This window comes from Pseudomonas sp. Arb-4-2C, from assembly GCF_055755015.1.
Genome location: NZ_CM146899.1, coordinates 4908581 through 4929878, shown reverse-complemented (window position 1 = coordinate 4929878; position 21298 = coordinate 4908581). Strand labels below are relative to the sequence as shown.

Here is a 21298-nt window from a genome sequence, read left to right as displayed (position 1 = left end):
TAGTCTGCTCGCCCTTTTGGTTCCGGGCGCGCCGGGACGCGCTGTGCACGCACGGCAAGTCCTGTGGCCGTCCGCACAGCGGAGCAGTGTCATGTCCGAAGTAAATCTGTCCACCGACGAAACCCGCGTCAGCTACGGCATCGGCCGTCAGCTGGGTGACCAGTTGCGCGACAACCCGCCACCGGGCGTTAGCCTGGACGCCATCCTGGCCGGCCTGACCGACGCGTTCGCCGGCAAGGAAAGCCGTGTGGGTCAGGAAGAGATGTCCGCCAGTTTCAAAGTGATCCGCGAGATCATGCAAGCCGAAGCCGCCGCCAAAGCTGAAGCCGCTGCAGGCGAAGGCCGTGCTTTCCTGGCTGAAAACGCCAAGAAAGAAGGCATTACCACCCTGGCTTCCGGTCTGCAATTCGAAGTGCTGACCCAAGGCGAAGGCGCCAAGCCATCCCGTGAAGACACCGTGCGTACTCACTACCACGGCATGCTGATCGACGGCACTGTATTCGACAGCTCCTACGATCGTGGCCAGCCTGCAGAGTTCCCGGTTGGCGGCGTGATCGCCGGCTGGACCGAGGCCCTGCAACTGATGAATGCCGGCAGCAAATGGCGCCTGTACGTGCCGAGCGAGCTGGCTTACGGCGCTCAAGGCGTTGGCAGCATCCCGCCGCACAGCGTTCTGGTATTCGACGTCGAGCTGCTGGACGTTCTGTAATCCCGGGCCTGCCTTGATGGCGGGCTAATGCAGGCGTGAGCCTGCTCGCGATGGCGTGTTGTCAGTCGACTGCTCAGCTGGCTGACACACTGCTCTCGTGAGCAGGCTCACTCCTACAGTTTTTACCGTATTTCATACTTCGATCTTGTGATGCAGCTCACTGGTCGGGCGCAACGCCCGGGCATAGCAGAACAGGAACAGATTGCGCACCAGCTCCTTGAGCACCAGCGGTTCGCTGGAATTCAGGCTGCTGACGTCCAGATCGCCTTGATCCTGCAACTCATGCAGGGCTTCTTCTTCCAGTACCGCACAGACCTCTCCGGTTTCCCGATGCAGGATTCTGAGGTACGGGTGTGGGCGATCCAGCCAGGCGTCGATCAAATAAGTCATGGGTATCTTCTCCTTGAAAGGTTTCAATGAGAATAATTCTTATTCGTCAAATAGCAAGTGCCTATTGGCGGATTGCGATTTTTTCCGGGTAAAGATTGCGTAAGGTCAAAACGGCTGGCTTCTGGCTATTACGCGTATATGCGGGGGCAAAGCGAGGAGGGCGAAACACCATCCCGCGCCGGGCGCGGGATGGCTGACAGCAGAATCAGACTTTTCTGACGAACTCGGACTTGAGCTTCATCGGGCCGATGCCGTCGATCTTGCAGTCGATGTCGTGGTCGCCATCGCACAGGCGGATGTTCTTGACCTTGGTGCCGACCTTGACCACCAGCGAGGTGCCCTTGACCTTCAGGTCCTTGATCACGGTGATGGTGTCGCCATCCTGCAGGACGTTGCCGACCGAATCTTTCTTCACGGCATCATCTGACGCCACTTCGGCTTCGCCGCTGGCCGACCATTCGTGGGCGCATTCAGGGCAGATCAGTTGGGCGCCGTCTTCGTAGGTGTATTCGGAATTGCATTTCGGGCAGGGTGGCAACGTGCTCACTAAGACTCCTTGAGGGATGTGGTTCGCTAAAAGTCGCACATTGTATAAGGTTTTTGCGGCGGGAGGGCGTATCGCAGAAACAACTGTGGGAGCGGGCTTGCTCGCGAAGGCGGTGTGTCAGTCAACAGTGATGTTGAATGACAGGTTGCTTTCGCGAGCAAGCCCGCTCCCACAGAAGGCGGATCAGTGCGTGCGGGCGACCGCAAACTCGCTCAGTTCCACCAGTGCATCGCGGTATTCGCTGGCCGGCAGCGCGTCGAGGCACTTGATCGCACGGGCCACGTAATCGCGGGCCAGTTGTGCGGTGTACTCCAGCGAACCCGAGGCTTCCACGGCGATGCGGATGCTTTCGAGGTCTTCGATCCCGCCTTTCTGGATCGCCTGGCGCACCAGGGCAGCCTGTTCAGGGGTGCCTTCGCGCATGGTGTAGATCAGCGGCAGGGTCGGCTTGCCTTCGGCCAGGTCGTCACCGACGTTCTTGCCCAGGGTTTCGGCGTCGCCCTTGTAGTCGAGCAGGTCGTCGACCAGTTGGAACGCGACGCCCAGGTGGTCACCGAAAGTACGCAGGGCTTCGCTCTGCTCGGCGGTGGCACCGGCCAGCGCCGCAGCGCTGTGGGTCGAGGCTTCGAAGAGCATCGCGGTCTTGCCGCGGATGACCTCCATGTAGGTTTCTTCGGTGGTGCTGGCGTCGCGCACCTTGGACAGTTGCAACACTTCGCCTTCGGCGATGATGCGCGTGGCCTGGGACAGGATCTTCATCACCGGCATCGAACCCAGTTCGACCATCATTTCGAACGAGCGCGAGTACAGGAAGTCGCCGACCAGTACGCTTGGGGCATTGCCCCACATGGCGTTGGCGGTCGAACGGCCGCGGCGCATGCCGGACATGTCGACCACGTCGTCATGCAGCAGGGTCGCGGTGTGCAGGAACTCGATGGTGGCGGCCAGCAGACGCAGGTCGTCGCCTTCGCGGCCCAGCGCCTTGCCACACAGCAGCACCAATAAAGGACGCAGGCGTTTGCCACCGGCCGAGGTGATGTAATCGCCGATTTTCGATACCAGCGGCACTCGGGAAGTCAGCTGCTTCTTGATGATGCCGTCGACGGCGCTAAAATCGTCCGCCACCGCGCGGTAGAAAGCTTGGGGTTGCATCAGCGACAGTTGCTCCAGAAGGGTTGCGCGGCATGCTAGGACCCCCACCCGGGCCTGTCAAGGCGCGATGGACGGCCACTTGCATGGCTGCGGCAGCTTGCGTACAATCGCGCACCCTGAACTTCCTGGGCAGCACCTGCCTTACGCAATTGCACTTGGGCCGTTCCAGCCCCATGCAGCCATGCCAGCCAATACCTCTTCTTATAAAGAGCTGGGTGAGCAGGATTATCGGAGAAATACCATGTACGCAGTAATCGTTACCGGCGGTAAGCAATACAAGGTCGCTGAAGGTGAATACCTGAAGATCGAAAAACTGGAAGTCGCTACTGGCGAATCCGTGACTTTTGACCGCGTTCTGCTGGTCGCCAATGGCGACGACGTGAACATCGGCGCACCTGTTGTTGCTGGCGCAACCGTCAAGGCTGAAGTGATCTCCCAAGGTCGTCACGATAAAGTCCGCATCATCAAGTTCCGTCGCCGTAAGCACCACATGAAGCGTATGGGCCACCGCCAGTGGTTCACCGAGATCAAAATCACCGGTATTCAGGCTTAATTACAGCCTAATTCCTCACTAGGAGAATTGAACTCATGGCACACAAAAAAGCTGGTGGTAGTACCCGTAACGGTCGCGACTCAGAAGCCAAACGCCTTGGCGTGAAGATGTATGGCGGCCAGGTCATCAAGGCCGGCAACATCATCGTGCGTCAGCGCGGCACCCAATTCCACGCTGGCTACGGCGTTGGCATGGGTAAAGATCACACCCTCTTCGCGAAAATCGAAGGCGTGATCAAGTTTGAAGTAAAAGGCGCCTTCGGTCGTCGTTACGTGAGCGTTGTCGCGGCTTAATCGCGAGATCGCTGGAAGAGCCCTGTCTTGCGACGGGGCTTTTTCGTTTGTGGGGTGAGTCTCTTGCAAAACTGTTTGTATGGGCTGTCGGCGTGCGATGCAGGTCGTGTTTGGGGTCGCTGCGCTCATTTTTGCAAGAGTCTTATGTCTTGATTGTTTTTCGGCTCGTCCGTATGGCGAGAGGCGTTGGTTATGAAGTTTGTTGATGAAGTATCGATTCGCGTAAAGGCTGGTGACGGCGGCAATGGCGCCATGAGTTTCCGTCGGGAAAAATTCATCGAAAACGGTGGTCCGAACGGCGGTGATGGCGGTGACGGCGGTTCCATCTACATGATGGCTGACGAAAACCTCAACACCCTGGTCGACTACCGTTACACCCGGCACTTCGATGCTGAGCGTGGCTCCAACGGTGGCAGCACCGACTGCACCGGCAAGAAGGGTGAAGATCTGATCCTGCGTGTACCGGTCGGTACCACGGTGATCGACTCTGCCACTCAGGAAGTGATCGGCGACCTGACCAAGGCCGGCCAGAAACTGATGGTGGTGCAGGGCGGTTGGCACGGTCTGGGCAACACTCGCTTCAAATCCAGTACCAACCGTGCGCCGCGTCAGACCACGCCGGGCAAGCCGGGTGAGCAGCGCGACCTGAAGCTGGAAATGAAAGTGCTGGCTGATGTCGGTCTGTTGGGCTTGCCGAACGCCGGTAAAAGTACCTTTATTCGTTCGGTGTCGGCGGCCAAGCCGAAAGTTGCCGACTACCCGTTCACCACGCTGGTGCCGAACCTGGGTGTGGTCAGCGTCGATCGCTGGAAAAGCTTCGTCATCGCCGACATTCCGGGTCTGATCGAAGGCGCTTCTGATGGTGCCGGCCTGGGTATTCGCTTCCTCAAGCACTTGGCGCGTACGCGTCTGCTGCTGCACCTTGTCGACATGGCGCCGCTGGATGACAGCAGTGCGCCAGACGCTGCAGAAGTGATCGTCAACGAGCTGATCAAGTTCAGCCCGTCCCTGGCTGAGCGTGATCGCTGGCTGGTGCTGAACAAGTGCGACCAGATCCTTGAAGAAGAGCACGATGCTCGCGTCAAGGAGATCGTTGATCGCCTGGAGTGGACTGGCCCGGTCTACGTGATTTCGGCGATCGCCAAGATCGGTACCGAGCGTCTGTGTCACGACATCATGCGTTACATGGAAGACCGTGCTGATCGTCTGGCGGCAGATCCTGCCTACAAAGAAGAGCTGGCCGATCTCGATCAACGCATCGAAGACGAAGCCCGTGCGCAGTTGCAGGCGCTGGATGACAAGCGTGCGCTGCGTCGCAGTGGCGTGAAGTCGGTCCATGACATCGGCGACGATGACTGGGACGAAGAAGATGTGGATGATGAAGACGGTCCGGAAATCATTTACGTGCGCGACTGATTCGTTGCAGTAAACTTAAGCGCCGCTCAATCGAGCGGCGTTTTGGTATCTGGAAATCGATCGTTGGTCACCAATAGCCACGATTAACGTCACGGGCAGCGCTGGGTCGCGCTGTCCTCAAGCTAAGGTTGAAGATGATGCGGAGCAAAGTGACAGGTGCGCAGCGTTGGGTCGTGAAGATCGGCAGCGCTTTGCTGACGGCGGACGGCAAGGGGCTGGATCGCAAGGCAATGGGTGTCTGGGTCGAGCAGATGGTGGCCCTGCATGAGGCGGGCGTTGAGCTGGTGCTGGTGTCTTCCGGTGCAGTGGCTGCCGGCATGAGCCGTCTGGGCTGGACCGCACGACCCAGTGCGATGCACGAGCTCCAGGCCGCTGCTGCAATCGGCCAGATGGGGCTGGTGCAGGCCTGGGAATCGAGCTTTGCCGAGCATGGCCGGCACACTGCGCAGATTCTCCTGACTCACGACGACCTGTCCGATCGCAAGCGTTACCTGAATGCTCGCAGTACGCTGCGCGCCCTGGTTGAGCTGAAAGTCATCCCGGTGATCAACGAAAACGACACCGTGGTCACTGATGAAATTCGTTTCGGTGACAACGACACGCTGGCGGCGCTGGTGGCTAACCTGGTCGAGGCGGATCTGTTGGTGATTCTCACGGATCGCGACGGCATGTTCGATGCCGATCCGCGCAATAACCCCGACGCGCAGCTGATTTATGAGGCGCGTGCCGATGATCCGGCTCTGGATGCGGTGGCGGGCGGTACCGGTGGTGCGCTGGGGCGTGGCGGCATGCAGACCAAGTTGCGTGCGGCGCGTCTGGCGGCGCGTTCCGGGGCGCATACGATCATCGTCGGTGGTCGCCTGGAGCGAGTGCTCGATCGCCTGAAGGCTGGCGAGCGCATCGGCACTCTGCTGTCGCCTGAGCGCGGCATGCTGGCGGCGCGCAAGCAATGGCTGGCTGGTCATCTGCAAACCCGCGGCACGCTGGTGCTCGATGAGGGGGCGGTGTCGGCGTTATCGCAGGGCAACAAGAGTCTGCTGCCGGTCGGCGTGAAGCTGGTGCAAGGCAGTTTCCGTCGTGGCGAAATGGTGGTCTGTGTGGCGCCGGATGGTCGTGAGATCGCCCGTGGCCTGGCCAACTACAGCGCCTTGGAAGCGCAAAAGATCATCGGTCAGTCGTCGGATGCGATTGTCGGCGTGCTGGGCTACATGGCTGAACCGGAACTGGTTCACCGTGACAACCTGATTCTGGTCTAGGGAAAAAACGCGATGCGCATGGCAAAAGGATTGTTGGGTCTGCTGATGGCGTTGCCATTGCTGGCCTCGGCCGAGGAAATCGGTCAGGTGTCGACGGTGTTCAAGTTTGTCGGTCCGAATGACCGGATCGTGGTCGAGGCCTTTGATGATCCAAAGGTTGATGGCGTGACGTGCTATCTGTCGCGCGCCAAGACGGGCGGGGTGAAAGGTGGTCTGGGGTTGGCGGAAGATCGTGCCGAGGCTTCCATTGCTTGTCGTCAGGTTGGTCCGATCAAGTTCAAGGGCGAACTGAAAGACGGTGACGAGGTGTTCAAGGAGCGCACGTCGCTGGTGTTCAAGACCATGCAGGTGGTGCGATTCCTCGACAAGAAGCGCAATACGCTGGTGTACTTGGTCTATAGCGATCGCGTGATCGAGGGTAGTCCGCAGAACGCGGTGACCGCAATCCCGATTCTGCCGTGGGTGCCGGTCCAGCAATAACACCGCAAAAACCAACTGTAGGAGTGAGTCTGCTCGCGATAGGGGTGTGTCAGTCAGCAAATATTTGTCTGTCTAACCGCTATCGCGAGCAGGCTCACTCCTACATTTTTTTGCGCTGGATTTGTTAAATCACAGGCAATAAAAAACCGACCCTAAGGTCGGCTTTTTAATGACTACGTCGATTAAGCAGCTTCTTTCAGTGCCTTGACGTGGCCATTCAGACGGCTCTTATGACGAGCAGCCTTGTTCTTGTGGATGATGCCTTTATCGGCCATACGGTCGATAACTGGCACAGCCAGAACGTATGCAGCTTGAGCTTTTTCAGCGTCTTTTGCGTCGATGGCTTTAACTACATTCTTGATGTAGGTACGAACCATGGAACGCAGGCTGGCGTTGTGGCTGCGACGCTTCTCAGCCTGTTTTGCACGTTTTTTGGCGGAAGGTGAGTTGGCCACCGTCGAGCTCCTCGAAAGACTTTTTAGGAAATAGCAAACAAAATAGGCCGCGAATCATGCCGATGAAGAGAAGTCTTGTCAAGGGCGCTTGAAACGTTCCGCTAAGTGGTAGGTGTAAAGAGGCGGGATATTTATTTCCGGCGCTTGACCTGTAAACTCGCGAGCTTTGGCTCTGTGCTGTTGCGGCGCAGAGTATCGCACAAGTAGGCGCATTGTTCGCCTGCTGTTTATCGACAGGCACACATTCCCTCAATGAATCTGCTCAAATCGTTGGCCGCCGTCAGCTCTATCACGATGCTTTCCCGGATTCTCGGGTTCGTCCGTGACACGCTCATTGCCCGTACATTCGGCGCCGGAATGGCGACGGACGCCTTCTTTATTGCCTTCAAGCTGCCTAACCTGCTGCGGCGAATCTTCGCCGAAGGGGCGTTCTCGCAGGCATTTGTGCCAATTCTGGCGGAATACAAAAATCAGCAGGGCGAAGAGGCCACTCGTACCTTTATCGCCTACGTTTCCGGTCTGCTGACCCTGGTGCTGGCGCTGGTCACGGCGCTGGGCATGATCGCCGCGCCGTGGGTGATCTGGGCCACGGCCCCCGGTTTTACCGATACGCCGGAAAAATTCCAGCTCACCTCCGATCTGTTGCGGGTGACGTTCCCTTATATATTGCTGATCTCCCTGTCCTCGCTGGCCGGGGCGATTCTCAACACCTGGAACCGCTTTTCGGTGCCGGCCTTTGTGCCGACCCTGCTCAACGTCAGCATGATTGTGTTTTCACTGTTCCTGACGCCGTATTTCGATCCGCCGGTCATGGCTCTGGGCTGGGCGGTACTGGTCGGCGGTCTGGCGCAGTTGCTCTATCAACTGCCGCACCTGAAAAAGATCGGCATGCTGGTGCTGCCACGCCTGAACCTGCGCGATACCGGCGTCTGGCGGGTGATGAAGCAGATGCTGCCGGCGATCATCGGCGTCTCGGTCAGCCAGATTTCGTTGATCATCAACACCATCTTCGCCTCGTTCCTGGTGGCCGGTTCGGTGTCGTGGATGTATTACGCCGACCGTTTGATGGAGCTGCCGTCCGGCGTACTCGGCGTGGCGCTGGGCACGATCCTGCTGCCGACATTGGCAAAGACTTACGCCAGCAAGGATCGCCACGAGTACTCGCGGATCCTCGACTGGGGCCTGCGCCTGTGCTTCGTGCTGGTGCTGCCGTGTGCGCTGGCACTGGGGATTCTCGCCGAACCGCTGACTGTGTCGCTGTTCCAGTACGGCCAGTTCAGCGCCTTTGATGCTTCCATGACCCAGCGTGCACTGATTGCCTATTCTGTCGGTCTGCTGGGGATTATCGTGATCAAGGTCCTGGCGCCGGGCTTTTATGCGCAACAGAACATCCGCACACCGGTAAAAATCGCAATTTTCACCCTGATCGTCACCCAGCTGTTCAACCTGGTGTTGATCGGCCCGCTGGCCCACGCCGGTCTGGCGCTGGCGATCAGTGCTGGCGCCTGCCTCAATGCGGGGTTGCTGTTCTATCAACTGCGCAAGCAACAGATGTATCAGCCGCAACCGGGCTGGTACATGTTCGGATTCAAGTTGGTCGTAGCCGTGGCGGTGATGTCGGCGGTACTGTTGCTCGGCATGCATTTCATGCCGGCCTGGGATCAGGGGCACATGCTTGAGCGCTTCCTGCGTCTGGGGGCGCTGGTGGTTGCCGGTGTCGTGGCTTACTTCGGTATGTTGCTGCTGCTCGGTTTCCGCCTGCGGGACTTCAATCGCAAGGCCTTGAGCTGAGGTTTCACCCTTTATAAACGGGCATGGGCCGGCAGTTTTGTCGGCTCGATCACTTTGCGTTACGGTGTTGCCTGTCGTCGACCGCCGGGTGTGGTTATAATCGACCACTTTATGAGCAAGAAGCGCGTTATGCAGCTGGTTCGAGGCCTCCACAACTTGCGCCCCCAGCATCGGGGCTGCGTCGCCACTATTGGCAACTTTGACGGTGTTCACCGTGGTCACCAGGCTATCCTGGCCCGGCTGCGTGAGCGTGCGCTCGAGTTGGGCGTACCCAGCTGCGTGGTGATTTTCGAGCCGCAGCCGCGGGAATTCTTTGCCCCCGAGACTGCGCCGGCACGTCTGGCCCGGTTGCGCGACAAGCTGCAGCTGCTGGCCGCCGAAGGCGTGGACCGGGTCCTGTGCCTGGCGTTCAACCAGCGCTTGAGCAAGCTCAGCGCCAGCGAGTTCGTCGATACCATCCTGGTGGACGGTCTCGGCGTTCAGCATCTGGAAGTCGGCGACGACTTCCGTTTTGGCTGCGACCGCCTCGGTGATTTCGATTTCCTGCTGCAGGCCGGACAAGTCCATGGTTTCACCGTGGAAGCCGCGCAAACCGTCGAGCTGGACGGCATTCGCGTCAGCAGCACCCAGGTGCGCAACGCGTTGGCCGCTGCTGACTTTGCCTTGGCCGAACGCCTGCTTGGCCGCCCGTACCGGATCGCCGGTCGCGTGCTGCATGGCCAGAAACTGGCCCGGCAACTGGGTACGCCCACTGCCAACATTCAACTCAAGCGTCGTCGCGTGCCGTTCACCGGGGTGTATCTGGTGGATGTCGACATCGACGGCAAGACCTGGCCCGGCGTCGCCAATATCGGCGTACGGCCTACGGTACAAGGTGATGGCAAAGCCCACCTTGAGGTCCATCTTTTAGATTTTGCCGGCGATCTGTATGACCGGCGTTTGACGGTGGTTTTCCACCAAAAGCTGCGTGAAGAGCAGCGCTTCGCCTCTCTGGAGGCACTGAAAACGGCGATCAACGCGGATGTCGCCGCCGCCCGTGCACTAGCCGCACCTAGCGCCCATCGCTAATGAAGAGCCTTAAATGACCGACTATAAAGCCACGCTAAACCTTCCGGACACCGCCTTCCCAATGAAGGCCGGCCTGCCACAGCGCGAACCGCAGATCCTGCAGCGCTGGGACAGTATTGGCCTGTACGGAAAGTTGCGCGAGATTGGCAAGGATCGTCCGAAGTTCGTCCTGCACGACGGCCCTCCGTACGCCAACGGCACGATCCACATCGGTCACGCACTGAACAAGATTCTCAAGGACATGATCATCCGCTCGAAGACCCTGTCGGGCTTCGACGCGCCGTACGTTCCGGGTTGGGACTGCCACGGCCTGCCGATCGAGCACAAGGTTGAAGTGACCCACGGCAAGAACCTGGGCGCGGACAAGACCCGCGAGCTGTGCCGTGCCTACGCTACCGAGCAGATCGAAGGGCAGAAGTCCGAATTCATCCGTCTGGGTGTGCTGGGCGACTGGGCCAACCCGTACAAGACCATGGACTTCAAGAACGAAGCCGGTGAAATCCGCGCCTTGGCTGAAATCGTCAAGGGCGGTTTCGTGTTCAAGGGCCTCAAGCCTGTGAACTGGTGCTTCGACTGCGGTTCGGCCCTGGCCGAAGCAGAAGTCGAGTACGAGAACAAGAAGTCCTCGACCATCGACGTTGCCTTTCCGATCGCTGACGAGGCCAAACTGGCTGCCGCGTTCGGTCTGCCGTCGCTGGGCAAGCCTGCCTCGATCGTGATCTGGACCACCACCCCGTGGACCATCCCGGCCAACCAGGCGCTGAACGTACACCCGGAATTCAACTACGCGCTGGTCGACATCGGTGACAAGCTGCTGGTGCTGGCTGAAGAGCTGGTTGAAGCCTGCCTGGCGCGCTATGGCGTTGAAGGCTCGGTCATCGCGACCACGACCGGTAAAGAACTGGAACTGATCAACTTCCGTCACCCGTTCTACGACCGCCTGTCGCCGGTGTACCTGGCTGACTACGTCGAACTGGGCGCCGGCACCGGTGTGGTTCACTCCGCCCCGGCCTACGGCGTGGACGACTTCGTGACCTGCAAGAAGTACGGCATGGTCAACGACGATATCCTCAATCCGGTGCAGAGCAACGGCGTGTACGTGCCGTCGCTGGAATTCTTCGGCGGCCAGTTCATCTGGAAGGCCAACCCGGCCATCGTCGACAAGCTGACCGAAGTCGGTGCGTTGATGCACACCACCGTCATCGAACACAGCTACATGCACTGCTGGCGTCACAAGACCCCGCTGATCTACCGCGCCACCGCGCAGTGGTTCATCGGCATGGACAAAGAGCCAACCAGCGGCGACACCCTGCGTGTGCGCTCGCTCAAAGCCATCGAAGACACCAAGTTCGTTCCGGCCTGGGGCCAGGCGCGCCTGCACTCGATGATCGCCAACCGTCCGGACTGGTGCATCTCGCGTCAGCGCAACTGGGGCGTGCCAATCCCGTTCTTCCTCAACAAGGAAAGCGGCGAGCTGCACCCACGCACCGTCGAACTGATGGAAGAAGTTGCCAAGCGCGTTGAAGTCGAAGGCATCGAAGCCTGGTTCAAGATGGACGCTGCCGAGCTGCTCGGCGACGAAGCGCCGCTGTACGACAAGATCAGCGACACCCTCGACGTCTGGTTCGACTCGGGCACCACGCACTGGCACGTGCTGCGCGGTTCGCACCCGATGGGTCACGAGACCGGTCCACGCGCCGACCTGTACCTGGAAGGTTCCGACCAACACCGCGGCTGGTTCCATTCGTCGCTGCTGACCGGTTGCGCCATCGACAACCACGCGCCATACCGCGAACTGCTGACCCACGGTTTCACCGTCGACGAAGCGGGCCGCAAGATGTCCAAATCGCTGGGCAACGTGATCGCACCGCAGAAAGTCAACGACACCCTGGGCGCCGACATCATGCGTCTGTGGGTCGCTTCGACTGACTACTCCGGTGAAATGGCCGTTTCCGACCAGATCCTGCAACGCAGTGCGGACGCTTATCGTCGTATCCGCAACACCGCACGCTTCCTGCTCTCGAACCTGAGCGGTTTCAACCCGGCCACCGACATCCTGCCGGCTGAAGAAATGCTCGCACTGGATCGCTGGGCGGTAGACCGCACCTTGCTGCTGCAACGTGAGCTGCAAGAGCACTACGGCGAATACCGTTTCTGGAACGTCTACTCCAAGATCCACAACTTCTGCGTGCAGGAGCTGGGTGGTTTCTACCTCGACATCATCAAGGACCGTCAGTACACCACTGGCGCCAACAGCAAGGCTCGCCGTTCGGCCCAAACCGCGCTGTTCCACATCTCCGAAGCGCTGGTGCGCTGGATCGCGCCGATCCTCGCCTTCACCGCCGATGAGCTGTGGGAGTACCTGCCAGGCGAGCGTAACGAATCGGTCATGCTCAACACCTGGTACGAAGGTTTGACTGAACTGCCGGCCGACGTTGAACTGGGCCGCGACTACTGGGAGCGCGTGATGGCGGTCAAAGTAGCGGTCAACAAAGAGATGGAAATCCAGCGTGCGGCCAAAGCCGTCGGTGGCAACCTGCAAGCCGAAGTGACGCTGTACGCCGAAGACGCGCTGAGCGCCGATCTGGCCAAGCTGAGCAACGAGCTGCGCTTTGTTCTGATCACGTTGACCGCCAGTGTTGCGCCTTTTGTCAGCGCGCCTGAAGACGCGGTGGCCACTGAAGTCAGCGGCCTGAAGCTGAAGATCGTCAAGTCGGCCTTCCCGAAGTGCGCCCGTTGCTGGCACTGCCGCGAAGACGTCGGCGTGAACCCGGAGCATCCGGAAATCTGCGGTCGTTGCGTCGACAACATCAGCGGCGCTGGCGAGGTTCGTCACTATGCCTAATGCCGTTGGCCGTTTCGGACGGTTGAGCTGGCTGTGGTTGAGCTTGCTGGTTCTGGTCATCGACCAGGCCAGCAAGTTCTACTTCGAAAACAAGCTCGAAATGTTCCAGCAGATCGTGATCATTCCTGATTACTTCAGCTGGACCCTGGCTTACAACACCGGCGCTGCCTTCAGCTTCCTGGCTGACAGCTCCGGCTGGCAGCGCTGGCTGTTCGCCCTGATTGCGATCGTGGTCAGTGCGGTGCTGGTGGTCTGGCTCAAGCGCTTGGGGCGCAACGATACCTGGCTGGCCGTCGCCTTGGCGCTGGTGCTGGGCGGTGCGCTGGGCAATCTGTACGACCGCATTGCTCTGGGCCATGTGATCGACTTCATTCTGGTGCACTGGCAGAACCGCTGGTACTTCCCGGCGTTCAACTTCGCCGACAGCGCCATCAGCGTAGGCGCGGTGATGCTGGCACTGGACATGTTCAAAAGTAAAAAAACCGGAGAAGCCGTTCATGACTGAACAGGTATTGGCTGAGCAACGCATCGGCCAGAACACGGAAGTCACCTTGCACTTTGCATTGCGCCTGGAGAACGGCGACACGGTCGACAGCACCTTCGACAAGGCCCCGGCGACCTTCAAGGTCGGCGACGGTAATCTGCTGCCGGGCTTCGAAGCCGCGCTGTTCGGCTTCAAGGCCGGCGACAAGCGCACGCTGACCGTCGAGCCGGAAAACGCGTTCGGCCAGCCGAACCCGCAGAACGTGCAGATCATTCCGCGTTCGCAGTTCGTCGACATGGAGCTGTCGCCGGGTTTGCTGGTGATCTTCAACGATGCGGCCAATACTGAGCTGCCGGGTGTGGTGAAAGAGTTCGACGACACGCAAGTGACCATCGACTTCAACCACCCGCTGGCCGGCAAGACGCTGACCTTTGACGTCGAGATCATCAATGTCAAAGCGCTGTAACTGACCATACGTGGTCAAAAATGTGGGAGCGGGCTTGCTCGCGAATGCTGACTGACATTCAACATCGATGTTGTCTGACTTATCGCTTTCGCGAGCAAGCCCGCTCCCACAGTCGTTATTCACTGTTTTTTCGCGCGCAAGACACGAGGCACAGCATGCAAATCAAACTCGCCAACCCCCGTGGCTTCTGCGCCGGCGTGGACCGGGCGATCGAAATCGTCAACCGTGCCCTGGAAGTCTTCGGGCCGCCGATCTACGTGCGTCATGAAGTGGTGCACAACAAGTTCGTTGTCGAAGACCTGCGCAGTCGCGGGGCGATCTTTGTCGAAGAACTGGACCAGGTGCCGGACGACGTCATCGTCATCTTCAGTGCGCATGGCGTGTCCCAGGCCGTGCGTACCGAGGCTGCAGGCCGTGGCCTGAAAGTCTTCGACGCGACTTGCCCACTGGTCACCAAAGTGCACATCGAAGTCGCGAAATACAGCCGCGACGGCCGCGAATGCATCCTGATCGGCCACGCCGGTCACCCGGAAGTCGAAGGCACCATGGGCCAGTACGACGCCAGCAATGGCGGCGCGATCTACCTCGTCGAAGACGAGAAAGACGTCGCCGAATTGCAGGTACACAACCCGGAGAAACTGGCGTTTGTTACCCAGACGACCCTGTCGATGGACGACACCAGCCGAGTCATCGATGCCCTGCGCTCGCGCTTCCCGGCCATCGGCGGTCCGCGCAAGGACGACATCTGCTATGCCACGCAAAACCGTCAGGACGCGGTCAAGCAACTGGCTGACGAGTGCGACGTAGTGTTGGTGGTGGGCAGCCCGAACAGCTCCAACTCCAATCGCCTGCGTGAACTGGCCGAGCGCATGGCGACCCCTGCCTACCTGATCGACGGTGCCGAAGACCTGCAGAAGAGCTGGTTCGATGGCGTCGAGCGTATCGGTATCACCGCCGGTGCTTCCGCGCCGGAAGTGCTGGTGCGCGGCGTGATCCAGCAATTGCAGGCGTGGGGCGCGACCGGTGCCGATGAACTGGCCGGACGCGAAGAGAACATCACGTTCTCGATGCCGAAAGAACTGCGCGTTCGCTCGATTTGACGCTTTTCGCTTTCTCGCACAGCGCCTGTCCGGTTTTTTCCCGGGTCAGGCGCACCCGACCGGTCGCCGCCAGCACCACCTGGAGTTGGCTGACCGGCTCGTGTGCCGAGCAGAGATGTAACGTTCCTGCCTGAAATGCCCGCCCGGGCATCAGCGGTTGCCCCAGACCGCTGAACCGCACGTAACGACTCACCGCCCAATTGCCGACAATCGGTATTCGCGCATCACTTGCCTGTTCCTGTAGCAGGGGATTGTCGCGGTCCTGCGGCCCTTTGCCGCTGATGTCCAGAATGATTCGCCAGCCCTGACTCCAGTCGCCGTCGATGCCGTGGATCACCACGTTCTGATTGCGTGTGATGGCTTGCGTGCGGGCATTGCGAATGCCGTCGAGCAACGACTGGGCCGCCTGGTCACGATGAGTCGATTCGGTGAAGGCGGCAAACGCCGGACTGACCAGTGCCAGAACAATCGCGCCAATCGCCAGTCCCATAAGCAATTCAATCAGACTGAAACCCTGTTGCGGCATGAGCACTTCCTCCCTGAAGCATGAGGCCAGACGCAATCCTTGCGCCGGGCAGGGCAAATCAACCGGCGCAGGCCGGTTGAATGTTCTAGTTTGTAGAGGCAGGTATAGCCGACGGCAACGGAGGGCATCGATGAATCATCGTACAAAAGGTTTCACGCTGCCCGAACTGCTGGCCGCGGTCGCCGTGTTGGTGATCCTCATCACCCTGGCGGTGCCGGGGTTCACCCGTTCGATCCAGAGCAGCAAGGCCGACACCGAAATGGGCGACCTGCAACGCGCCATCAACTATGCGCGGCTGGAGGCGATCGATCGCTGCGTGGTCACGCGGCTGCGGCCGAGCGCCGGTGGCAGCGTGTGGACCGGCGAGTTGTCGGTCTACGACAGTACTGGCACACCGGCCAATGTATTGCGGGTTGTTCCAGCGATGAGCAGCGGCGCGACTCTGACGCTACCCTCAGGAGTGACCGCGCTGGATTTCAACAATCTGGGCGGTCTGGCGGCACCGTCGACGGCGGTGGTCATCAGTTACGTGCTGGGAACGCAAAGCAGGACGCTGAACGTGTGTCTGAACGGACGAATTCAACTGGGTGGAAGTTGCGGATGAGGGCAGGGAGTACGCAAGCACAGGAGGGCATGTCGCTGATCGAAGTACTGGTCGCGTTGCTGATTCTGACCGTCGGAATATTGGGCGCGGCAGCCGTTCAACTGAATGCGCTGAAGTACACCGACAGCTCGCGGATGACCAGCCAGGCGAGCTTCATCGCCTACGACATGATGGACCGCATCCGCGCCAACGCTGCCGCCGATTACACGGTCACGCCGCCGACTTCGGGCAACCTCAGTGTCGCCCGCGATCAGGACCTCTACGACTTCACCACCAACATCGTCAATTTCGGCGGGCCGACCGCCACCGGCACCATCACCCTCAATCAGCGCGTGTACACCATCACCATCAACTGGAATGACTCACGGGCCGCGAATGCCACGGGCACCACGCGCAGTTTCGTCCTGAGCAGTCGTGCCACGGTCGATCCGGTGGCCACGCCATGAAACATTCCAACCGTGGTTTCGGCCTGATCGAAATGCTCATCGCCCTGGCGCTCGGGCTGATCGTGGTGCTGGGTGTGGTGCAGACGTTCCTCGCCGCGAAAAACACCTACGTCAGCCAGAACACGGCGGCAGCGATGCAGGAAGACGCACGTTTTGTGCTGAGCAAGATGATTCAGGAACTGCGCATGGTCGGCATGTTCGGCTGCCTTGGCACCATTACCGACGCGAGTTCTGCGGGGGATTTCAATGCGGCGCAGATCACCCCGATCAGTTGGGACAACAGCAACCTCAAGCTGACCCTGGTCACCGCCGATGTTGGCGGCAATGGCGGCACACCAACGTGGACGGTGGTCTCCGATTGCCGTAACAGCGCCACGGCCTATACCGGGCTGCGAGCCGCAGCGAGCGGGCAGGTCGCCTTTCCAATCCGCCGTTTGATCTACAGCTTCAGCAACAACCAGATCCTCATGGGCACCGGCAGCGGCACCCCGGCCCAACAAGTGTTGGTGAACAACGTCAGTACGTTCACCGTCATGTTCGGTCTGGCCACGTCCGCCACCGATGTCGCGGCGTCCTCTTACAGCAGCAACCCCAGCGATCCGGCGCGTATCCGCAGTGTGCGTTTGAGCCTGACCCTCACCGACCCGAACAACCGGGTGGCCAATCAAACCTTCAACGTGGTTGCCGCTTTGCGCAACCGCTTGCAGTGAGGGCCGAGACGATGAGGATTTCTTTGCACCAGAGGCAAGCGCAACGCGGCATGGTGCTGCTGGTCAGTCTGGTGTTCCTGTTATTGCTGACACTGGTCGGGCTGTCGTCGATGCAGAGCGCCAACCTGCAGGAAAAAATGGCCGGCAGTGTCAGTTTGCGCAATCAGTCATTCCAGACCGCCGAGGCCGCGCTGCGTATCGGGGAAAGTGCGGTGCAGCTCGACAGTTATTCGCTGGCGGTGTGCGCCAACGCCACACAATGTGCGCCGCCGGCCGAGTCTTCGCTGGTCAGCGCAGCAGGGCTCAACTCGACCTCGGGGGTGACGTGGATCGCCGCCGGCAACGGCTTCTATGGTGTACAGAACATCGGCACCACCCTGACGGCGGTGAACGTGCCGAGCAACACCTCGGCCACGCTGTATCGGGTCACCGCGGTCGGTATCGCCGGCACTTCGCGCAGTGTGGTGGAGAGTGTCTATGCGAAGTATTGAGCGCTGCTGGACTCTGTTGACGGGCCTGCTGCTGGGGTTGTATCTGGCGGCGCCGGCGTATGCGTTCACCCCGTCTGATTCGCCACTCCTGAGTGCAGCGGCGGTTCCACCCAACGTGATGTTGTTGATCGACGACTCCGGCAGTATGAACAGCATCATTTACGCGACGGGATTCGATCCGACCGTCACTCGCACACCAGCCCGGCAATGTAACGCCTTGCTCGGGCTGTGCCTGAGTTCGACGGCCATCACCGGGGACCCGGTGTTTCTCTCGAATCTGCCGACCGCTGGTTGCTCCGGCGGCGCCTTTGCCTTCTACAACAACAGCCTGGTGCCGCAGTGCCTGAAGCTGCCGGACCCGGTCGGCAGCGGCAACACGCGCTACACCGGTGACTACATCGCCTATCTGGTCGGGTTGGCGAATGGCAGCAACCGCGACTTCACCACGGGCTCGATCCCCAATGACTACCGGATCAACGTCGCGCGCAATGTGTCCAACGCGCTGGTCGCCAGTAACCGTACCTTGCGCATCGGCCTGTCGACCTTCAATCCGGTGACCAGCAACAACCCCGGCAATGGCGGTTATATCGCCCGTGCCATCAGCGACCTGTCGCCGGTCTCCGGCAGCGTGACCCAGGCGCAGGCCGACGCCAACTACAACGCTCTGATTTCTTCGATCAACGCGCTGGGTGCAGTGGCCAATACGCCGCTGGCGGAAACCTATTATGAAATCACCCGCTACATGCGCGGCATGGCGCCCTACTACAACAGCACACCAACCACTTACACCAGTCCGATCCAGTACCGCTGCCAGAAAAACTACGGCGTGGTGATCACCGACGGCCTGCCGACCTACGACCGCACCTTTCCGAGTAACGACCCGCTGGGCGGCAGTCGTCTGCCGAACTGGGATGGCATCAACAATGACGGCAACAACCTCAATGGCGACAACGAAGGGGACACGTTGTACCTGGATGACATCGCCAAGTTCGCGTTCGACATCGACATGCGTTCGACAGGCACTGACCTCGCCGGCAAGAGCTGGAGCTCGGCGGATTTTCCCAAACAGAACATGAACACCTACACCGTCGGGTTCACGGCCGACAACGACATGCTCTCGGATGCCGCCAGCTATGGGCAAGGCAAGTATTACCAGGCGACCGACAGCACTGGCCTCAATACCGCACTGTCCTCGGCGCTGAGCGACATCACCTCCAAGGCCGGCTCAGGTGGTAGTGGCGTTACCAGCGGCACCACGCTGGCCAGTGGCACCAGTTATTTCCAGACCAGCTACGACCCCAAGGACTGGCGTGGCACGATCAAATCCTTCGGTTTCACCGCGGCCGGCGTGGTGAATACTTCGGTAGCCTTGTGGACCACCGACACCACCATCGTTCCGGGCGCCACTGCGCCGATCTATCAAGCGTGGAACACCACCAGCAACACCGCCATAACCCTGGCCTACGGCAACTTTTCTGCTGCCCAGCAGACCTCGCTCAGTCAGAGCCTGCCCTCCGGCATCAGCGGCAGTGATCTGGTGGAGTGGAGCAAGGGCACCAACAAGAGCGGCCTGAGGGTGCGCAGCGTATTGCTCGGAGACATCATCAACTCGCCGCTGGTGCTGGCTTCGCCCAGCGACAAAACCGCTTCCGACCTGTCGGGTGACACCACCTACACCACTTACCTGACCACCAAAGCGGCAAACATGAACCCCAGCCTGGTGGTGAATGCCAATGACGGCTTCGTCAACGTGATCAACTCGGCCAACGGCACCCGGCGCTATGCCTACATGCCTTCCAGTGTGCTGCCGTCGCTGCGGCTGATTGCCGACCCTGCTTACATCAACGGCGTCAGCCACAAGTTTCTGGTGGACGGTCAGGTCGCTGTGTATGACGCGCAACTCAATAACGCCTGGAAAACCCTGGCCATTGGTGGCTCCGGTGCCGGCGGCAAGACCTTCTATGCACTGCAGCTTTTCGACGCCTCGGCCGGCAATGTGCTCAGTGCCCTGTGGGAGGTCAGCGCACCCGCCACCGCCAACATTGCCAATGCCTTTAATGATCTGGGTTACGCCTATGCACGGCCGGAAGTGGCACGCTTGGCCGACGGACGCTGGGCAGCGTTCATCGCCAATGGTTATGGCAGCAACTCGGGCGTGGCGGCGTTGTATGTGCTGGATGTGCGTGACGGTTCGCTGATCAAGAAAATCGTGATCGACAGCACCGAAACCACCAATGGCCTGTCGTCGGTCAAGCTCAAGGTCAACTCCTCGAACGTGGTGCAGGCTGCCTACGGTGGAGATTTGAAAGGGCGCTTGTGGAAATTCGACCTCAGCGCGACCACGACCGACAGCTGGGGTGTGGCATTTTCCGGCAAGCCGTTGTTCACCACGGCCGGCGGGGCGACTCAGCCGATCACGGCGCAGCCGCTGTTGGCGGACAATGCGCTGGGGGGCAAACAGGTATTCGTCGGCACCGGAAAATTCAACGAAACAGCCGACAAGACCAACAAGGATCTGCAGGCGTTTTATTCGGTGTGGGACGCCGACGGCGGTTCCGGCCAACTGACCGTCAGCAGTCTGCAGGCGCAGGCGGTGACCGGGGTGTTCACCGGTAGTTCAGGACAATTTGCCACGACCACTCAGAACGACACGACCTATCCGGCAGAGAAGGGGTGGTATCTGCCGCTCGTGTATAACAACGCGTTGGTCGGTGAGCGGGTGATCAATCAGGCCAGCCTGGTGCTCGGACGCATTTTGTTCACCACTGCGGGTGTTGACACCACCGACCCGTGTGCCAGTTTCGGTACGGGCAAACTGGTCGAACTCGATGCGTTCGGCGGTAAGATGCTCAACTACGCGGTGCTCGATACTAACGGGGATGGTGTGGTCGACAGTAACGACACGATTTCCAGTGGTGTGATATTTACGGGCGGCATTCCAACCCTGAATGCCATCGTCAATGGCGCGACGCGCAAGATAGTCAACGATTCCAGCGGCAACATCACCACTCTGGTAGAAAAGGGTGGCGGTGGCAGCCGTCGTATCATGTGGCGACAAATACAGTAAGTGAGAGTTTGAGGCATGCGCAGATTCAACCGAGGCTTCACCTTGATCGAAATCATGATCGTGATTGCGATCATCGGGATCATCATCACCATCGCTGCACCGAGCTACACCGAGTACCTGAAAAAGGGCCGTCGCGCCGAGGTGGTCTCGCTGCTCTCGGAGCAGGCGCAGATCCTTGAACGCTTCTATACCAAGAGCAACGTCTACACCGGCATTACCGGTTTGAGCACGGGCAATGACTTCTACACCATCACTCCGACGATCGCTGACCAGACCTTCCTGCTGACCGCCACCCGCAAGACTGGCACGACCATGGCGACCGACAAGTGTGGGGACTTCACCCTGACCAACACCGGCGTCAGAAGCATGAACAACGCTACCACCGGGCTGACCACCAAGGATTGCTGGGGCCGCTGAGGTACTTTCTTTCAGGCGCCTTTTGCGCCCAC

23 protein-coding genes are annotated in these 21298 nt (G+C 59.8%); 18 read left to right on the top strand and 5 right to left on the bottom strand.

Annotated elements, in window-relative coordinates; translation table 11 throughout:
* Positions 1–91 precede the first annotated feature (91 nt).
* A complete protein-coding gene (locus tag AC0J41_RS22355) occupies positions 92–709 on the top strand; it encodes an FKBP-type peptidyl-prolyl cis-trans isomerase (RefSeq protein WP_007963802.1) in 618 nt (205 codons plus the stop codon).
* A gap of 132 nt (positions 710–841) precedes the next feature.
* Here AC0J41_RS22355 and AC0J41_RS22350 read toward each other — a convergent pair whose 3' ends face one another.
* From AC0J41_RS22350 to AC0J41_RS22340, 3 genes are all read right to left on the bottom strand, one after another.
* On the bottom strand, positions 842–1099 hold the full coding sequence (locus AC0J41_RS22350) for a PA4570 family protein (protein ID WP_025108780.1): 258 nt from the start codon (positions 1097–1099) through the stop codon (positions 842–844).
* Between the two features lie 205 nt (positions 1100–1304).
* Entirely contained in the window at positions 1305–1646 is a 342-nt protein-coding gene (locus tag AC0J41_RS22345; protein ID WP_025108781.1) for a zinc ribbon domain-containing protein YjdM, read from the bottom strand.
* A 183-nt stretch (positions 1647–1829) separates the two neighbouring features.
* Positions 1830–2798, bottom strand: a complete 969-nt coding sequence (locus AC0J41_RS22340) for a polyprenyl synthetase family protein (RefSeq protein ID WP_007963807.1) — start codon at positions 2796–2798, stop codon at positions 1830–1832.
* A gap of 241 nt (positions 2799–3039) precedes the next feature.
* Here AC0J41_RS22340 and rplU point away from each other — a divergent pair, with 241 nt between their 5' ends.
* The 5 genes from rplU to AC0J41_RS22315 all read left to right on the top strand — a co-directional run bounded on the left by rplU (position 3040) and on the right by AC0J41_RS22315 (position 6796).
* On the top strand, positions 3040–3351 hold the full coding sequence (gene rplU / locus AC0J41_RS22335) for a 50S ribosomal protein L21 (RefSeq protein ID WP_003228361.1): 312 nt from the start codon (positions 3040–3042) through the stop codon (positions 3349–3351).
* A 35-nt stretch (positions 3352–3386) separates the two neighbouring features.
* Positions 3387–3644, top strand: coding sequence for a 50S ribosomal protein L27 (gene rpmA / locus AC0J41_RS22330; protein WP_003228360.1), 258 nt, complete (start codon positions 3387–3389; stop codon positions 3642–3644).
* Positions 3645–3836: 192 nt separating this feature from the next.
* Positions 3837–5060 (top strand): Obg family GTPase CgtA, encoded by a 1224-nt coding sequence (gene cgtA / locus AC0J41_RS22325; protein WP_016773122.1) that lies wholly within the window; start codon positions 3837–3839, stop codon positions 5058–5060.
* A gap of 137 nt (positions 5061–5197) precedes the next feature.
* Positions 5198–6316, top strand: coding sequence for a glutamate 5-kinase (gene proB, locus AC0J41_RS22320; protein WP_025108783.1), 1119 nt, complete (start codon positions 5198–5200; stop codon positions 6314–6316).
* A gap of 12 nt (positions 6317–6328) precedes the next feature.
* Positions 6329–6796 (top strand): CreA family protein, encoded by a 468-nt coding sequence (locus tag AC0J41_RS22315; RefSeq protein WP_025108784.1) that lies wholly within the window; start codon positions 6329–6331, stop codon positions 6794–6796.
* A gap of 182 nt (positions 6797–6978) precedes the next feature.
* Here the strand turns inward: AC0J41_RS22315 and rpsT are convergent, their stop codons facing one another.
* Entirely contained in the window at positions 6979–7251 is a 273-nt protein-coding gene (rpsT, locus tag AC0J41_RS22310) for a 30S ribosomal protein S20 (RefSeq protein ID WP_003228351.1), read from the bottom strand.
* Between the two features lie 252 nt (positions 7252–7503).
* Here rpsT and murJ point away from each other — a divergent pair, with 252 nt between their 5' ends.
* From murJ to ispH, 6 genes are all read left to right on the top strand, one after another.
* Positions 7504–9042, top strand: a complete 1539-nt coding sequence (murJ, locus tag AC0J41_RS22305; RefSeq protein WP_025108785.1) for a murein biosynthesis integral membrane protein MurJ — start codon at positions 7504–7506, stop codon at positions 9040–9042.
* Positions 9043–9171: 129 nt separating this feature from the next.
* Positions 9172–10110 (top strand): bifunctional riboflavin kinase/FAD synthetase, encoded by a 939-nt coding sequence (gene ribF / locus AC0J41_RS22300; protein ID WP_003228347.1) that lies wholly within the window; start codon positions 9172–9174, stop codon positions 10108–10110.
* Positions 10111–10123: 13 nt separating this feature from the next.
* Positions 10124–12955: an isoleucine--tRNA ligase gene (ileS, locus tag AC0J41_RS22295; protein WP_473013630.1), complete on the top strand. Its 2832-nt coding sequence runs from the start codon at positions 10124–10126 to the stop codon at positions 12953–12955.
* A complete protein-coding gene (lspA, locus tag AC0J41_RS22290; protein WP_025108787.1) occupies positions 12948–13460 on the top strand; it encodes a signal peptidase II in 513 nt (170 codons plus the stop codon). The genes ileS and lspA overlap by 8 nt, the downstream gene beginning before the upstream one ends.
* A 7-nt stretch (positions 13461–13467) precedes the next feature.
* On the top strand, positions 13468–13905 hold the full coding sequence (gene fkpB / locus AC0J41_RS22285; protein WP_174245140.1) for an FKBP-type peptidyl-prolyl cis-trans isomerase: 438 nt from the start codon (positions 13468–13470) through the stop codon (positions 13903–13905).
* Positions 13906–14060: 155 nt separating this feature from the next.
* Positions 14061–15005, top strand: coding sequence for a 4-hydroxy-3-methylbut-2-enyl diphosphate reductase (gene ispH / locus AC0J41_RS22280; protein WP_025108788.1), 945 nt, complete (start codon positions 14061–14063; stop codon positions 15003–15005).
* On the opposite strand, the gene AC0J41_RS22275 is transcribed toward ispH, so the two are convergent.
* Positions 14962–15531: a GspH/FimT family pseudopilin gene (locus tag AC0J41_RS22275; RefSeq protein WP_473013629.1), complete on the bottom strand. Its 570-nt coding sequence runs from the start codon at positions 15529–15531 to the stop codon at positions 14962–14964. The genes ispH and AC0J41_RS22275 overlap by 44 nt on opposite strands.
* A gap of 130 nt (positions 15532–15661) precedes the next feature.
* On the opposite strand from AC0J41_RS22275, the gene AC0J41_RS22270 reads away from it, so the two are divergent.
* From AC0J41_RS22270 to AC0J41_RS22245, 6 genes are read left to right on the top strand one after another with little or no spacing between them, the layout of a single operon-like run.
* A complete protein-coding gene (locus AC0J41_RS22270; RefSeq protein ID WP_473013628.1) occupies positions 15662–16135 on the top strand; it encodes a GspH/FimT family pseudopilin in 474 nt (157 codons plus the stop codon).
* Entirely contained in the window at positions 16132–16581 is a 450-nt protein-coding gene (pilV, locus tag AC0J41_RS22265) for a type IV pilus modification protein PilV (RefSeq protein WP_025108791.1), read from the top strand. The genes AC0J41_RS22270 and pilV overlap by 4 nt, the downstream gene beginning before the upstream one ends.
* Positions 16578–17291: a PilW family protein gene (locus AC0J41_RS22260; RefSeq protein WP_025108792.1), complete on the top strand. Its 714-nt coding sequence runs from the start codon at positions 16578–16580 to the stop codon at positions 17289–17291. Before pilV ends, AC0J41_RS22260 begins: the two co-directional genes overlap by 4 nt.
* A gap of 11 nt (positions 17292–17302) precedes the next feature.
* Entirely contained in the window at positions 17303–17782 is a 480-nt protein-coding gene (locus tag AC0J41_RS22255) for a pilus assembly PilX family protein (protein ID WP_025108793.1), read from the top strand.
* Entirely contained in the window at positions 17769–20849 is a 3081-nt protein-coding gene (locus AC0J41_RS22250) for a pilus assembly protein (protein ID WP_473013627.1), read from the top strand. Before AC0J41_RS22255 ends, AC0J41_RS22250 begins: the two co-directional genes overlap by 14 nt.
* A 15-nt stretch (positions 20850–20864) precedes the next feature.
* Entirely contained in the window at positions 20865–21266 is a 402-nt protein-coding gene (locus AC0J41_RS22245; RefSeq protein WP_473013626.1) for a type IV pilin protein, read from the top strand.
* The last annotated feature ends 32 nt before the right edge of the window (positions 21267–21298 follow it).